The sequence below is a fragment of the Streptomyces sp. NBC_00582 genome (assembly GCF_036345155.1).
Classification (GTDB): domain Bacteria; phylum Actinomycetota; class Actinomycetes; order Streptomycetales; family Streptomycetaceae; genus Streptomyces.
On the sequence record NZ_CP107772.1, the window covers coordinates 6,731,873 to 6,745,249 of the forward strand.

The 13,377-nt window shown below is 74.2% G+C and carries 13 protein-coding genes and 1 tRNA gene; 3 read left to right on the top strand and 11 right to left on the bottom strand.

Going from position 1 to position 13,377, the window contains the following annotated elements:
* Positions 1–51: 51 nt before the first annotated feature.
* The 7 genes from OG852_RS30260 to OG852_RS30290 form a co-directional block, all read right to left on the bottom strand.
* Positions 52–125 (bottom strand) — tRNA-Lys (locus OG852_RS30260).
* Positions 116–688, bottom strand: coding sequence for a bifunctional DNA primase/polymerase (locus OG852_RS30265; RefSeq protein ID WP_133915094.1), 573 nt, complete (start codon positions 686–688; stop codon positions 116–118). The genes OG852_RS30260 and OG852_RS30265 overlap by 10 nt, the downstream gene beginning before the upstream one ends.
* Positions 689–806: 118 nt before the next feature.
* Entirely contained in the window at positions 807–1,175 is a 369-nt protein-coding gene (locus OG852_RS30270; protein ID WP_330349535.1) for a hypothetical protein, read from the bottom strand.
* 152 nt (positions 1,176–1,327) lie between these two features.
* Positions 1,328–2,668: an AAA domain-containing protein gene (locus tag OG852_RS30275; RefSeq protein WP_133915096.1), complete on the bottom strand. Its 1,341-nt coding sequence runs from the start codon at positions 2,666–2,668 to the stop codon at positions 1,328–1,330.
* Positions 2,665–4,254, bottom strand: coding sequence for a hypothetical protein (locus OG852_RS30280; RefSeq protein WP_133915097.1), 1,590 nt, complete (start codon positions 4,252–4,254; stop codon positions 2,665–2,667). The genes OG852_RS30275 and OG852_RS30280 overlap by 4 nt, the downstream gene beginning before the upstream one ends.
* Positions 4,245–5,378 (bottom strand): hypothetical protein, encoded by a 1,134-nt coding sequence (locus tag OG852_RS30285; RefSeq protein ID WP_330349536.1) that lies wholly within the window; start codon positions 5,376–5,378, stop codon positions 4,245–4,247. Before OG852_RS30285 ends, OG852_RS30280 begins: the two co-directional genes overlap by 10 nt.
* A complete protein-coding gene (locus tag OG852_RS30290) occupies positions 5,329–6,363 on the bottom strand; it encodes a phosphatase PAP2 family protein (RefSeq protein WP_330349537.1) in 1,035 nt (344 codons plus the stop codon). The genes OG852_RS30285 and OG852_RS30290 overlap by 50 nt, the downstream gene beginning before the upstream one ends.
* 221 nt (positions 6,364–6,584) lie before the next feature.
* Here OG852_RS30290 and OG852_RS30295 point away from each other — a divergent pair, with 221 nt between their 5' ends.
* Positions 6,585–7,181, top strand: a complete 597-nt coding sequence (locus OG852_RS30295; RefSeq protein ID WP_133915100.1) for a histidine phosphatase family protein — start codon at positions 6,585–6,587, stop codon at positions 7,179–7,181.
* 33 nt (positions 7,182–7,214) lie between these two features.
* On the opposite strand, the gene OG852_RS30300 is transcribed toward OG852_RS30295, so the two are convergent.
* Entirely contained in the window at positions 7,215–8,711 is a 1,497-nt protein-coding gene (locus OG852_RS30300; RefSeq protein WP_133915101.1) for a hypothetical protein, read from the bottom strand.
* A 268-nt stretch (positions 8,712–8,979) separates the two neighbouring features.
* Here OG852_RS30300 and OG852_RS30305 point away from each other — a divergent pair, with 268 nt between their 5' ends.
* A complete protein-coding gene (locus OG852_RS30305; protein ID WP_330349538.1) occupies positions 8,980–9,384 on the top strand; it encodes a hypothetical protein in 405 nt (134 codons plus the stop codon).
* 57 nt (positions 9,385–9,441) lie between these two features.
* Entirely contained in the window at positions 9,442–10,314 is an 873-nt protein-coding gene (locus OG852_RS30310) for a spermidine synthase (protein WP_133915103.1), read from the top strand.
* Between the two features lie 85 nt (positions 10,315–10,399).
* Here OG852_RS30310 and OG852_RS30315 read toward each other — a convergent pair whose 3' ends face one another.
* The 3 genes from OG852_RS30315 to OG852_RS30325 form a co-directional block, all read right to left on the bottom strand.
* Positions 10,400–11,008, bottom strand: coding sequence for an acyl-CoA-like ligand-binding transcription factor (locus OG852_RS30315; protein WP_133915104.1), 609 nt, complete (start codon positions 11,006–11,008; stop codon positions 10,400–10,402).
* A complete protein-coding gene (locus OG852_RS30320; protein ID WP_330349539.1) occupies positions 11,005–12,558 on the bottom strand; it encodes an MFS transporter in 1,554 nt (517 codons plus the stop codon). Before OG852_RS30320 ends, OG852_RS30315 begins: the two co-directional genes overlap by 4 nt.
* A 182-nt stretch (positions 12,559–12,740) precedes the next feature.
* The gene (locus OG852_RS30325; RefSeq protein ID WP_330349540.1) at positions 12,741–13,262 is read right to left on the bottom strand and encodes a hypothetical protein; all 522 of its coding nucleotides are present in this window, start codon (positions 13,260–13,262) and stop codon (positions 12,741–12,743) included.
* Between the last annotated feature and the right edge of the window lie 115 nt (positions 13,263–13,377).

Sequence of the window (13,377 nt, forward strand, 5' to 3'; positions counted from 1 at the left end):
AGGGCGAGGCTGGTTCGCGCTTTCCGCGAACAAGCCTCGCCCTCGATGTCGTGCGCCGCCAGGGACTCGAACCCCGGACCCGCTGATTAAGAGTCAGCTGCTCTAACCAACTGAGCTAGCGGCGCCTGCTGACGTCGTAGACCTTAGCATCCTGGTCGGCCGCGGGAAAAATCGATATCCGCACGGCCGCGCGGGCCGCCCGCACCGCCGCCCACAGCAGGATCTCGGGGCCCGGCAGCCACGGGTGACGGCAGTCCGGGGCGACCACCCAGCGGGTCGGCCCCTGCTCCCGCTCCGGGGCGAGCGCCGGCACGGTCACCGCGTCCCCGGTGCCGTGGCACAGCAGCGGCGGCACGGATCCCGTACGACCGTCCCGGCGGCCCTGGGCGCCCCACTCCTCCCACTCCAGCAGCGAGGGCAGCCGCTGAGCCGTGCCCGGCGCCGCGAACAGCAGCATCCGGCCCCGGAAGGCGGCCACCGGCCCGGAGCCCGGCCCCTCGCTCCACAGCCGGTCCAGCATCAGCCGTCCGAACATCGCCGGCGCGCTGACGACGTCGAAGACGGAACCGCAGGGCAGCACGACCGGGGCGTGCGGCCGCTCGTCCCAGAGGGCGAGGGTGCTGCGCGGATACGTTCCGGCGGAGGCCAGCCAGACGGCGCCGTCCGCGGTGACACATGCGCTGCTCATGCCCACCTGTCTACCGACTGTGAGGAGCCGCTTCCCGGGAGTCGCGGAAAACCGGGACAGCCGACCGCAGGACGAGTATCTTGCCCACCCGGCATATGCCGCTGCCGCGTACCGGGGGCTACATCGGGTCGTGGTGCCCGCGGCCCTCGGCGTCGCCTCGCAGCAGATCCCGGCCGAACTCGACCATCTTCTTCGCGTAGTCCTCGGTCCACTCGGCGCGCTCGGCGATGTCCGCGGGCGTCAGCCGGTCGAAGCGGCGCGGATCGGCGAGCTGGGCGGCCGCGACGGCCTGGAACTCCAGCGCCCGGTCGGCGGCGGCCTGGAAGGCCACCGTCAGCTCCGTCGCCCGCGCCAGCAGCGCGCCCGGGTCGTCGATCGACTCCAGGTCGAAGAAGTGCTCCGGATCACCGGCCGCCTCCGCCGGCTCGAAGAGCAGGGGCGCGGGGCGTAGCCGCGGTTCGTGCCGACGCGGCGTGGGCTCCGCCATGTCTTCTCCTCCTCGTACGATTCCGATGCGGACCGCCTTCCATTGTCCCCTGGTGGCGCAAGAGGCCCTCGCCCCCGCACTCTCAAGCGATCCGCACCCCCGGATGTTCCCCGGCGACCACCCCTTTCAGACCACCCGCCGTCCCCCCGTCCTCACGGTTTCCACGGCACCCGGTGTTCGGCCAGATGGGCCAGTACCGCGTGGTTCGCCTCCCAGCCGTCCGGGAACTTCACCAGCGTTCCGAGCTGGACCGGTTCCGTCGACGGATAGTCGTCCAGGAGGTCGCCCACGCCCGCGCGGCAGACCACGATGCAGGCGTGCCGATGGCGGGAGGCGAGGACGCACAGGCGGCCCGTCTCCAGGTGGAAGGCGGTGGCGTCGGGGCGGCCGGAGAGCGGGTGGAGGATCACCGTGACGTCGAACTCCATGCCCTGGAGCCGGTTCGCGGTGTCCACGGTGACGTCCGCCACGCCCAGCTCGGCCAGGGCCGCCCGCACGGCCGCCGCCTGATCCCGGTGGGCGGTGCCGACGGCGACCCGGCCGGCGGTCAGCGGCGTGGGCTGCGGCGAGCGCTCGGAGGTGGCCGCGCCGCCCCGGTCCAGCAGCCGTCGTACGACCACGGCGACCGCCCGTACCGCCTCGGGGTCGGTCCGGGGCGTGTGCCGTGCGGGCAGCTCCAGCAGGCCCCAGCCCGACGCGGCCGCCTCGTCGATCACCCGGTCGGGACCCGAGCCGTCCGAGGGCACGCCGAAGGAGAGCCGCCGGTCCCCGTGCCCGGTGCCGCTGCGGAACGGGGTGTACGGGTAGAACGCGTCGGAGACGAGAGGGGCCGCGGAGGCCGGCAGGCGCCAGGAGACCGGGAGACGGTGCTGGGGGAGGTCGGGGTTGTGCGCCAGCAGCGTGGTCACGGCGGAGGCCGAGGGGTCGTACGACAGACCCGCCCACTGCTCGCTGCCCACGATCGCGAACGGGTCGAGCTGCCCCGGATCCCCCACGAACAGCGCCCGCTCGAACAGCCCGGCCACGGCCAGCAGCCCGTCGGAGCGCATCTGGTACGCCTCGTCCACGATCGCGTGCGCCCACGGCTCGTCGACCTTCACATGCGCCCACTTGGCCGCGGTGGAGATGACGACCGGCAGCCCCGCCAGATCCGCGGCCTTCGCCGACTTCCGTACGTGGTCCAGGCCGTCCAGCGCCTTGTCGTACGGGTCGGCGTCACTGCTGTGCAGCCGGCCCACCGGCAGCCCGGGGCTCTTCTCGGCGAGCCGCAGCACCAGGTCGTCGACCTGCGCGTTGGTCTGCGCCACCACCATCAAGGGGCGCCCCGCCTCGGCGAGTTCCAGCGCCGCCCGGACGACGAGCGTCGACTTGCCGGCGCCCGGCGGGGAATCCACGACCACCCCGCGCGCGGTGCCGTGCAGGGTGTCGCGCAGGATCGCGTCGGTGGCGCGGGTCGCGGCCGTACCGGGGTCGAGGGCGGCCTCGGTGGTCACAGGACGTCCTCCTGGGTGACGGAGTCGGGGGCTTCGGGCACCTGCTCGCCGGGCGGTCCGCCGTGCGTCCACGGCGTCTCCTCCGGGTCGGGCAGCTTGGCGCCGCCGCGCTGCTCGTGTTCGAAGAGCGTGAAGCACAGCAGATCGCCCTTCTCGGGCACCGACCCCTGCTCCGGCTCCTTGCCGCGGCCCATCTTGTCGACGATCCGCAGCACCAGCAGACCGTCCTCCGGCTGCTCCACGAACTCCGCCGCCTGCGGCTTCCCGCCCAGCGACCGGTACACCTTCGCCCGCTCCCCGAGATGCGGACGGTCGTCGGTCCGTACGGTGACCAGCGGGCGCGGGCTGGGCCGCTTGCCCTCGCCGTACGCCATGACGACGTCGACGACCTCGCCCGCGAACGCCTCCCCGGCCAGCCGCCGCCCGGCCATCACCAGCGGGTCGTCCAGGGCTTCCTGCGCCTCCAGCCGGGCCTGCTCACGCTCGCGCGTGGCCAGCTTGTTCGCCGCGGTCACCGCGTCGTCACGGCGCGGCTGCGGGGGTTCCCCGGCGACGACCCGGTCCCGGTGGCCGGTGAACGACCAGCGGTCGCGCGTCCACCGCTCCTCCACGTGCGCCCCGGCGGGCAGCTCCCGCAGCAGGTCGAGCCCCCGCCACACGGCCTCCCAGGTGGGCAGGGTCCGGCTCAGCACCAGATCGCGGATCTCCCGCTCGGCGGCGGCCAGCCCGCCCAGCCGGTCGTCGGCCTCCAGCCCGTCCTCGGCCGTGGCGAACGCGGTCCGCGCGCGGTCGTAGCGCTCGATGGCCGGGGCCAGCAGCTTGTTGTCGAAGGCGGGGTCGGTGGCCGGACCGGCCGGCGGGCACAGGAGCTGTCCGGCGGCGTCCCGGGCGTGCTCCGCCCGCTCGGCCGCCTCGGCGCCCGGCTCGCCCTCGGGAGGGCCGATCCAGGCGAGCAGCGCGCCCAGGTGCTGGTCCTCCAGGCTGGACTGTCCGGTCGCCCAGTGCCGGCCGAGCAGCTCGGTGAGCGCGAGCAGCAGCGACGAGCCGGGCACCCGGGCCCGCTCCCCGAAGTGCGTCAGCCACCGGCCGAGCAGCGGCACGCGCGGGGGCGCCGGATGCGGCGACTCCGGGTCCTGCTCCGCCGTACGCCGAAAACGCATGGAGCGGCCGAGGAGGCGTACGTAGTCGACGCCCGCCCGGCTCGGGACGATGAGCTGGGGCGCGTCGGCGCACAGCTCCACCTCGACCTTGACGCGCTTGCCGGTCTCCGGGTCGGTCTCGTTGCGCTCCGCGGCCTCCACGGCGCCGGCGTGGTCGTCGATGTACGGCAGGACGACGTCGGCCAGTTCGGCGAGGAACGCGAACCGGAGGTCGCGGTCGCGGGGCTGCGGTACGACGAGCAGGCGTGGCGCGTCCCGGTCCGTGCCGACGAGCGCGCCGAGCGGGGCTCCGGCCTCACCGGCGGTGGTCAGCGGCACGAACACCAGCGGGCGGTCCGACAGATGCCGGTGGCGGACGGTGGCGGTGCGCTGGGCGCGGCCGGTGGCGACGGCCTCGAGACGGGCGAGGGTGGCGATCAGCGACACGTCGCCCCCAGGGCCGCGAGGGCCTCGGTGCGCAGCTGCGCGGCGCGGCGCAGGGCGGCGACCGCGGGGTCGTCCGGGTCCCCGGACTCACCGCGCGCGGCGGACAGGACGTCCTCGACGGTGGTCAGGCCGCCGAGTTCGGCGCGGACCGAGCGGCCGAGGGTGGTCACCGCGCCGGCCGCGCGGGAGCGGTCGCGGCAGTGGAACGCCAGCTCGCAGGCGGCCAGGCACTCGGGCGCGTACGTCGCGGGAACCGCCTCGACGGCCGCGGTGAGCCGCTCGGCGGGCAGCTCGGGGGAGAAGCAGGTGCCCTCGGGGAGCGCGTCGGCGATGTCCTGGATGCGGGTGAGCCGGGCCAGTTGGCGGCGGGTGACCGCGCGCTGCTTGCGGACGTCGACGGCGGAGGCGGTGGGCAGGTTGGAGAAGTCCTTGGGGCAGACCAGGAGGACGCGGTGGCGGACCTGCGGCGCGGGGTCGAGGCGGGCGGCGACCTCCTCCAGGGCCAGCACGTAGACGGCGGCCTGGCGGGCGGCGGCGCCCACCTTCGCCGGGTCGGCCGAACCGTCGAGCATCGGGAAGGACTTGATCTCCACGACCGTCCAGCTGCCGTCCGGGTGCACCACCACCGCGTCCGGCTCCAGGAAGGCGGGGGAGCCTGCCACGTCGAGGGCGAGCATCGGGTGGTCGAGGAACGTCCAGGTGCCGAGGGCCTGCTCGGTGGCCTCGCGCAGCGCGAGCGCGGTCCGCGCGGTGCGGCCCTCGGGGCCGGAGGCCGCGAGGTCGGGGGTGCTCTTGGTGGTGGGCGGTTCGGCGCGCGGGTCCAGCCGTTCGTGCACGAGCCGCAGCAGTTCGGCGCCGCCGTCCGCCTTCACCTTCGCCTCGAACGCGTTGCCGCGCGTGAGGGCGAACTGGGACTGGCCGAAGGCCGACGGGGAGCCCAGCGCCCCCGCCAGCGCCGCCTTGTTCACCCCGGCGCCGTCGAGGATCGCGCGCCGCTTGCAGCCGGGGTTGGCGGCGAGGGCCGCGAGGGCACGCGCGTCCAGCGCCTTGGCCGGTACGTCGGGGCCGCGCAGCTCAGCGAGCCGCTGCCGGAGCGCCGTCCCCCGCATCCGAGGGGGAGGCACCCGGCTCGGGTCCTGGCCCGAACCGTGACTCGCGCTGCCATGGAATTCGCTCACCCGTCGAAGTCTGGCATCCGCCACTGACAATCGGGGTCCCTGTGTCGGGGGAGGCCACCGGGGCGGCGGCCGTCGCACCGGCCGGGGAGGCCGTCGGGGAGATCGCCGGGGAGTCCGTCGCCTGGGCCGGGATGCGGGCCGCCGTCGCCGGGACGCGGGCCGCGAACGCGGTGCGCAGCCGGTCACCGGTCCGCAGCACGAGCGGCGCCAGCAGCAGGCCGACCCCCATCACGGCCGCGCCCGCGACCGCGTCGAGGAAGTAGTGGTTCGCGGTGCCCATGACCACGATCGTCGTCAGCAGCGGATAGAGCACGGCCGCCGTCCTCGCCACGGGCGTACGCCCGTACCGCCACAGCATGACGCCGCACCACAGGGACCAGCCGACGTGCAGACTCGGCATCGCCGCGTACTGGTTGGTCATCCCGCCGAGCCCGCGCGGGGCGCTCGCCTCGCCGCCCCACCAGCCCCAGGAGCTGTACTGGGCCATCGTGTCCACGAAGCCGTGCTCCGCCGACAGCAGACGGGGCGGGCAGGTGGGCAGCAGCGTGAAACCGATCAGGCCTATGAAGGTCGACGTCATCAGCCAGGTGCGGGCCGCCCGGTAGTGCAGGCTGCGGGAGCGGAACAGCCAGACCAGGATCACCGGGGTCACCAGGTAGTGCAGCGACGCGTACCAGAAGTCGGCCGGGACGCCGAGCCAGGCCTCGCGGGTGAACAGCCGGTTCAGCGGGTGCTCGGCGTTGAGGTGCAGGGACTTCTCGACGCGCAGGATCGCCAGGCCGTGGTCGACGGCGGTCGTCACGTCGCCGCGCGCGAGCAGCCGGCCCGCCGAGTAGCAGGCGTACACCAGCAGGATCAGCGGCAGCTCCGTCCACCAGCGCAGCCGGATCCGAGGGGCCGCCTCGGTGCCCGGTGTCTCGGTCTGCGGCATCCGATCGCCTCCCCCTTCGTGTCGCTGACGTGTCGCTGCGCCCGTGGTCGCGGGCGTGCCACTTTACGGCGTGAGCGCTCGCCCCCCTCGGGGCGCCCCCGGCCCTCAAAGACGCCGGGATCGCCCGCCGGGTTGCCCCGTTTCAGGGTGAGCGATGATGGAGGGGTCCCGCCTCCGATTTCCCCCTGAGACGTCCCAGGGTTCCCCCGGAAAGGTCCCCCATGGCACCGCGCATCCTGCTGGCCCGGCACGGACAGACCGAGTGGTCCCTGTCCGGAAAGCACACCGGCAGGACCGACGTACCGCTCCTGGAGGAGGGCCGCCGGGGCGCCAAGCTGCTCGGCGAGCGGCTGCACCGGGCGCCGTTCGACGGACTCCCGGACGCCGAGATCCGCACCAGCCCGCTGGCACGCGCGCGTGAGACGTGCGAACTCGCCGGCTTCGGTGAGCGGGCGACCCACTGGGACACCCTCATGGAGTGGGACTACGGCGCCTACGAGGGCATGACCCCCGCCGACATCCAGGGGGTCCGGCCCGGTTGGCTGATCTGGCGCGACGGCGTCCCGCAGGGGGAGTCGCTCACCGAGGTCACCGCCCGCGCGGACGAGGTCGTCGCCTGGGCCCGCTCGGCGGACCGCGACGTCCTGGTCTTCGCCCACGGCCACATCCTCCGCTCCATAGGCGCCCGCTGGCTGGGCCTCCCCCTGGCCTTCGCCTCCCGCATCCGCCTGAACCCGACGTCCCTGTCGGTACTGGGCTGGGCCTACGGAGACCCGGCGATCGAAAGCTGGAACGACCTGGGTCACCTGGTGCCGTAGCCGCCGGCACCCCGACGACACAGGGCGCCGGTCTCACACGGTCCTGGGTGCCGAGGCGTGCCGGTCCAAGAACTCCCGCACCCCCCCGACCCCCCGATGCGGCAGCAGCACCCGCGCGGTCCCCGCCAACATCCCCTGGATCCGCGACGACTGCACCTGCCCCAACAGATCCAGCACCCGCATCCCCGCCACCGCCGCCTCGTCGGGCCGCCCGCCCCGTGCCAGATCGTCGGCAAGCTCGGCGGTGTACAGCGCGATGTTGCGCGTGAAGTGCGGATCCTGCAGATCCGCCGCGCGCCCCGCGTGCCGGGCCGCCCGGGTCCAGTCGCCCAGCGCGGACCAGCACTGCGCCTCGAGCCCGGCCAGCTCGGCCTCGCCGTAGAACGTCATCCACTCGGGGTCGGCGTCCGAGGAGCCGCGTTCGTAGAGGGCGTGCGCGCGGGCGAGGGCCTGTTCGCAGCCGGCCCGGTCGGCGAGCCCGGCCCAGCCGCCCGCCTCGCGCAGCGCCAGCAGCGACATCAGCCGGGCGGAGCCCAGGGGACGGGCGACACGCTGTGCGGCCTGCGCGGCGCGGACGGCCTCGCGGGGGCGCCCGGCGTCGCGCGCGAGGAACGCGGTGTTGCAGAAGGCGTGCGCCTCCAGGGCCTGGTCGCCGGTCACGCGCGCGGTGGCGAGGGCCTCCGCGTAGTGGGAGCGGGCGTCGTCGAAGCGGCCCGAGTCGTGCGCCAGCCAGCCCACGGAGATCGCGAGTTCACCGGCGCCGGAGTGCAGCCGGTCGGCGGTCGCCTGCCGGGTGGTGCCGGCGTCGAGCAGCGCGTAGGCGGCGCGCAGGGGTGCGGCCGCGCGGCGGTAGAGGCCGTCGGCGCCGTGCCGGTCGTCCAGCAGACGGATCCGGCGGACCGCTTCTTCGAGGGCGCCCGCCTCGCTCGCCCCGACCCGGCGCACCGGGCGCCCCGCCGGGGAGGCGACATGGGGCCCGCCGCTCGACCGGAGCCGGGAGTGGGGCAGGGCGGACCCCAGAGGGCCCAGCGAGGCGGCGGCCATGGTGGCGCCTCCGCCGGTCATGAATGCGCGACGCAGCACGTCGCTCTCCTCGTGGTCGTGGTGCGTGTCGTACGGGTCCTGCGTGTCATACGGCTCACACGCCCCGCGTGTCTCACCCGCCTTCCCCGCCTCACTGGTGGTGAGCGCCGGGCTCGTGGTGTGCACGAGGAGCGCGTCCCCGGCGGTGCGCGCTCCGCGTCCGCGTACGGACGCCCGGGGCGCGAACCCCAGGTCGGTGAGCGTCCGGCCGGGGAACATGTGCAGGAAGACCCGCTCGTACGCGTAGTTGGGGCAGCGGATCTCCCCTGCCTCGACCCGTCCGATGTAGCGCGCGTCGCAGCTCACCCGCTCACCGATCTCGCGTGCGGCCCGCCGTACCAGCGCGGCGAACTCGGCCGGCGAGCGTTGTCCCCGCAGATGCCGGAAGGCGAGGTTGGGCCGTGGTGGCCGGTCGGGCCGGGGTGGGGTCACCGTTGACGACGCCATGGCCGGGTCCTCTCATGCGAACCGTCGAACCATGCCGGGATCGGGATGACTTGGCCGATTTTCGGAGGTGATCACCCTGATGTCCAGCGAGCAAGAACGTACCTGCTGTGACGGGGCCGCCACGCAGTGTTTGGCTACAAACCGGATATCTCCTCCACGATCTGCCATGAACTGCCATCCTTTGCGGCGGACTTCCGCCGTAGCCGTTGACGCGGTCGTGCGTTGAATGCTGTGGACTGCAGGAGCGGGTTGTGTGGTGGAGGCCGGGATGGAGACCAGCCGGAGCAACGATCCTCGTACGCCGTCGTCGGCGGCCGTGCCCTCGGGTGCGGCGTGCGACCTCGTGACGGTGCCGGCCCGGCAGGGCCTGGAGGCGGTCGACATCCTGCGCCGGGGTGCGGCGGAGGGGGTGGGACCCGTGCTGCACGACGACGGCGACGACACCCTCTGCTTCCTGGTGCCGCCCGGGACCGCCGCCGCCTGGGACCTGCCGGGAAGTATCTGCACGGAGACCGACGGGCGGGGGCTCAGACGCGACCCCGAGCCCCCGGTGGAGGGCTCGGACTGGCTGGTGCCGCCCGGCGAGGCGGACCTCGCGACGGACCCGGCGGTGCTGCGCCGGGCCCTCGGCGAGGCGGCCCGCACCATCGAGGCGGCGGACAGCTGCCGCTGAGGCCTCCCGCGCCTCCCGCCGACGCGAGAGGGGTCCGGGGGCTGGGAAGATGCCCTCATGGGGAAGTCCAGGAACACCCGGCGGGAACGCGGTGCCGACGCGGCCGCGGTGGTCGAGGCCGTCGACGGCGGGCTCGCGGAGCTGCTGCCCGACCGGGACCGGGCGCGGGCCTGGACGCTGCTCATCGACGGGGCGCCGCAGTCGCACGTCGATCTCGACGACCCGGCGTATCTCTCCTTCGAGTACCAGCGCCGCCTCGGCCATGTCATCGACCTCGCCGCGGCGCCCGGCCGCCCGCTGCACGTCGTGCACCTCGGCGGCGGCGCGTTCACGCTCGCCCGGTACGTGGCCGCCACCCGCCCCCGCTCCACCCAGCAGGTCGTCGAACGCGACGCCGCGCTCGTCCGGCTGGTGCGCCGGGAGCTCCCCCTCGATCCGGGGGCCAGGATCAGGGTCCGGTCCCTGGACGCGCGGGAGGGTCTCGGCAAGGTGCCGGACGGCTGGGCGGACCTCGTCCTCGCCGACGTCTTCAGCGGCGCCCGCACCCCCGCGCACCTCACCTCGGCCGAGTTCCTCGACGAGGTCCGCAGGGCGCTGAAGCCGGGCGGTCTCTACGCCGCCAACATCGCCGACGGCCCCCCGCTGGCCCATCTGCGCGGCCAGATCGCGACCGCCGCCGCCCGCTTCGCCGAGCTCGCCCTGGTCGCCGACCCGACCGTGCTCCGGGGGAAACGGTTCGGCAACGCCGTACTCCTGGCCGGCGACCTCCCCCTGCCGCTCGCGGAACTGACCCGCCGGGCCGCGTCCGACCCGCATCCCGCGCGCGTGGAGCACGGGCGGGCACTGCTCGACTTCACCGGCGGCGCGGTCCCGGTGACGGACGAGGCGGCGGTCGCCTCCCCGGCCCCGCCGCCCTCGGTGTTCCGCTGAGCACTCGCACCGGTCAGAGCCCTCGCATCGGTCAGAGCCCTCTCGCCGGTCAGAGCCCTCGCACCGGTCGGCGTCGTCGCACCCGTCAGAAAGGGAGCCCCCGGGACAACAGGGGCAGATGGCGTTCGTACAGCGCCGCCAGGTCCTCCTTGCCGTCGCCCTCCACCCAGTGCCGTACGAGGGTGGTGAACACGGCGATGACGGCCGCCGCCGCGCAGCGGACCTCCAGGTCGGCGGTGTCGCGGCCGGTGCGCTCGGCGACGATCTCGGCGATGGCGCGTTCGCTGCGTTCCTGTTCGGCCACGTTGCGCGCGCGGATGGCGGGGTCGTCGAAGGCGAGCCGGGTGCGCAGCAGGAGATCCTCGCGGTCCTGCCGCAGCGTCGCGCCCAGGGGACCCTTCAGGGAGTTGAGGATCGCGTCCACGAGGGGCTCGTCGGCGGGGCGTGCGCGCAGGGCGGTGGCGAGTGCGGGGTCGTACTCGTCCTGGAGGACCACGTCCTCCTTGGTCGGGAAGTAGCGGAAGAACGTGCTGGGCGAGACCTCCGCCGCCTCCGCGATCTGGTCGACCGTGGTCGCCTCGTACCCGTGCTCGGCGAAGAGGCGGTAGGCCTCGCGGCGGATGCGCTCCCGGGTCTGCTGCTTCTTGCGCTCCCGCAGGCCGAGGGGCGCGGCGGAGGTCTCGTGCGTCGTCATGCGACCGATTCTGCGTGCCGGGCGGCGGACCGGGCCACCGTGCGGGAGCAGGTGGTGCGGCCCGGCAGGAAGAGCGCGGCCAGGACGGCGCCCAGCAGGGCGATCGCCCCGCAGACCAGCAGGACCAGGTCCATGCCGTGCACGAAGGCGGCGTGCGCGGAGGCGGTCAGGGCCGTGTCGTGCAGCCGGGCGGCCACCGCGTCGGCGCCGGAGACGGAGTCGCGGGCCGTGTCGGCGGCGCTCGCCGGGAGGCCGCCGGTGTGCAGCCGGCTCAGGTAGCCGTAGCCGAGCAGGCTGCCGAGGCCGGCGACGCCGAGGACCGCGCCGAGCTGCTGGACGGTCTCCAGGAGGCTGGTGCCGGAGCCGGTGTTGTCGGTGGGCAGGGCGGCCACCACCAGACTGGTCGCCGGGACGACCGCCAGACCGAAGCCGAGGCCGGTGAGGGCGAGCCACAGGGCGGCGAAGCCGTAGCCGTCGGAGGGTCCGGTGGTGGCGCCGAGCAGGGCGCCGGCGGCGAGCAGGGCGAGACCGGTGGGGATCACCGTACGGGCGCCGAGGCGGGGGACGAGCGCCTCGCTGCCGGCGGCGGCCGCCATCAGCCCGCCGATCAGGGGCAGGACCCGCAGTCCGGTGCCGAGCGCGTCGGTGCCGAGGACGGCCTGGAGGTACTGCGGGACGACGAACAGGATGCCCATCACCGCGAAGTTCACGAAGACGGCGATCAGGGTGCCCCACAGGAACCGGCGGTCGGTGAACAGACCCAGGTCGACGATCGGCTGCGGGGTGCGGCGCTCGCGCAGGACGAACGCGGTGAGCAGGGCGGCCGCGGCGGTCAGCGGAACGAGCACCGAGGGGGCGGTCCAGCCGTCGCGGGGAATCAGGATCGTGCCGTAGACGAGGCCGGTGATGCCGAGGCCGCCGAGGACCGTGCCGAGGACGTCGACGTCGGATTTTGTTGATTTCGACGTGTCACCGGGCAGCAGCCGGAGCCCCGCGACCAGGGCCAGGCCGGCGACGGGGGCGTTGAACAGGAAGACCGACCCCCACCGGAAGTGGTCGAGCAGCCAGCCGCCGATCACCGGTCCGGCCGGCATGCCGAGCGCGGTCGCGGCGGTCCACACGGCGATGGCCCGCGGGAGTTCGTCCTGGGCGAAGACGCGCGGCAGGATCGCCATCGACAGCGGCATGATCGCGGCGGCTCCGAGGCCGAGGACCGCGCGGGCCGCGACGACCTGTGTCGGACCGGTGGCGAGCGCGCCGCCCAGGGAGGCGAGGCCGAACAGGGCGATGCCGGACAGCAGCAGCCGCTTGTGCCCGTACCGGTCGCCGAGCAGACCGACGGGGAGCATCGCGACCGACAGGGTGAGTAGATATCCGCCGCCGATCCACTGCAACTGGGCGCTGTCGGCGTGCAGTTCACCGGCGATGGTCGGCAGGGCGACATTGACGACGGTGCCGTCGAGGCCGACGAGCAGCACGCTCAGGGTGAGCGCGGCGAGGGCGAGCCAGCGGCGGGGAGACGTGGACAGGGTGGTGCCGCGTGCGGTCATGAAGACCTCCCGAGTGGTAGCAACCTGATGAGAGGCTACTGCCAAATGAGAGTCCACTGTCAATATGTAGTTGGCTGCCACTTCGGCTCTCGCGGCGCGGGGCCCGCGCCGTCGGCGCTCAGAAGGGCAGAAGCTCACAAGGCCACCAGGTCACAAGCCCACCAGGTCAGAAGGTCACAAGGTCAGAAGGTGTTCACCTCCACCCGTGGCGGACCGTCGTGCCAGGTGCAGAAGACCGACACCCGGTCCGCGCCCGAGGCGAAGTCCACCCGGATCCAGGACTCCGTCTTCCACACCTGCACCGACCAGCCGGCGGCCGGGGTGGCGGACACGAGGGTCGCGTAGGTCTCGGCGAGGTCGAGGACGACCCGGCCGCCGTCGGTGTCGTAGCTCTTGACCGTCCCGGAGACGGTGCTCTTCGCGGCCGCCGGGGTGCTGGGCGGGCCGCTGCTCCGGGCCGGGGACGCCGAAGGGGGCGTCGGGGAAGCACTGGGCGAGGTGGACGGGCTGGTGCCGGCGGAGGGGGAGGGCGGCGGGCCGGACTGCCGGGGGGTGGAGGTCACCTCGCTCACCGTCAGGGGCAGGGCGCGCGGAGGGTCGTAGGCCGTGCCCGCCATCACCGTGTGGACGCCCCACCACGACAGTGTGACCGCCGCGCCCGTGGCGAGCGTCCAGGCCAGTACGTGTACGAGTCCGCTCCGCATAGCGGGCCATCTTGCCGCACCCTTCGCACGGGTGTCGCACGGACGGGCCATCGGTTGTCCACAGGCGGTGAGTTGTCCACAGGCTCCGGCCGGGTCCATGGGCATGGCGTACGGT

What these genes read in the sequence shown, in the direction of transcription:
- OG852_RS30265 (WP_133915094.1), bottom strand. Translation starts at nt 688, where the DNA reads ATGAGCAGCGCATGTGTCACCGCGGACGGCGCCGTCTGGCTGGCCTCC.
- OG852_RS30270 (WP_330349535.1), bottom strand. Translation starts at nt 1,175, where the DNA reads ATGGCGGAGCCCACGCCGCGTCGGCACGAACCGCGGCTACGCCCCGCG.
- OG852_RS30290 (WP_330349537.1), bottom strand. Translation starts at nt 6,363, where the DNA reads ATGCCGCAGACCGAGACACCGGGCACCGAGGCGGCCCCTCGGATCCGG.
- OG852_RS30295 (WP_133915100.1), top strand. Translation starts at nt 6,585, where the DNA reads ATGGCACCGCGCATCCTGCTGGCCCGGCACGGACAGACCGAGTGGTCC.
- OG852_RS30300 (WP_133915101.1), bottom strand. Translation starts at nt 8,711, where the DNA reads ATGGCGTCGTCAACGGTGACCCCACCCCGGCCCGACCGGCCACCACGG.
- OG852_RS30305 (WP_330349538.1), top strand. Translation starts at nt 8,980, where the DNA reads ATGGAGACCAGCCGGAGCAACGATCCTCGTACGCCGTCGTCGGCGGCC.
- OG852_RS30310 (WP_133915103.1), top strand. Translation starts at nt 9,442, where the DNA reads ATGGGGAAGTCCAGGAACACCCGGCGGGAACGCGGTGCCGACGCGGCC.
- OG852_RS30315 (WP_133915104.1), bottom strand. Translation starts at nt 11,008, where the DNA reads ATGACGACGCACGAGACCTCCGCCGCGCCCCTCGGCCTGCGGGAGCGC.
- OG852_RS30320 (WP_330349539.1), bottom strand. Translation starts at nt 12,558, where the DNA reads ATGACCGCACGCGGCACCACCCTGTCCACGTCTCCCCGCCGCTGGCTC.
- OG852_RS30325 (WP_330349540.1), bottom strand. Translation starts at nt 13,262, where the DNA reads ATGCGGAGCGGACTCGTACACGTACTGGCCTGGACGCTCGCCACGGGC.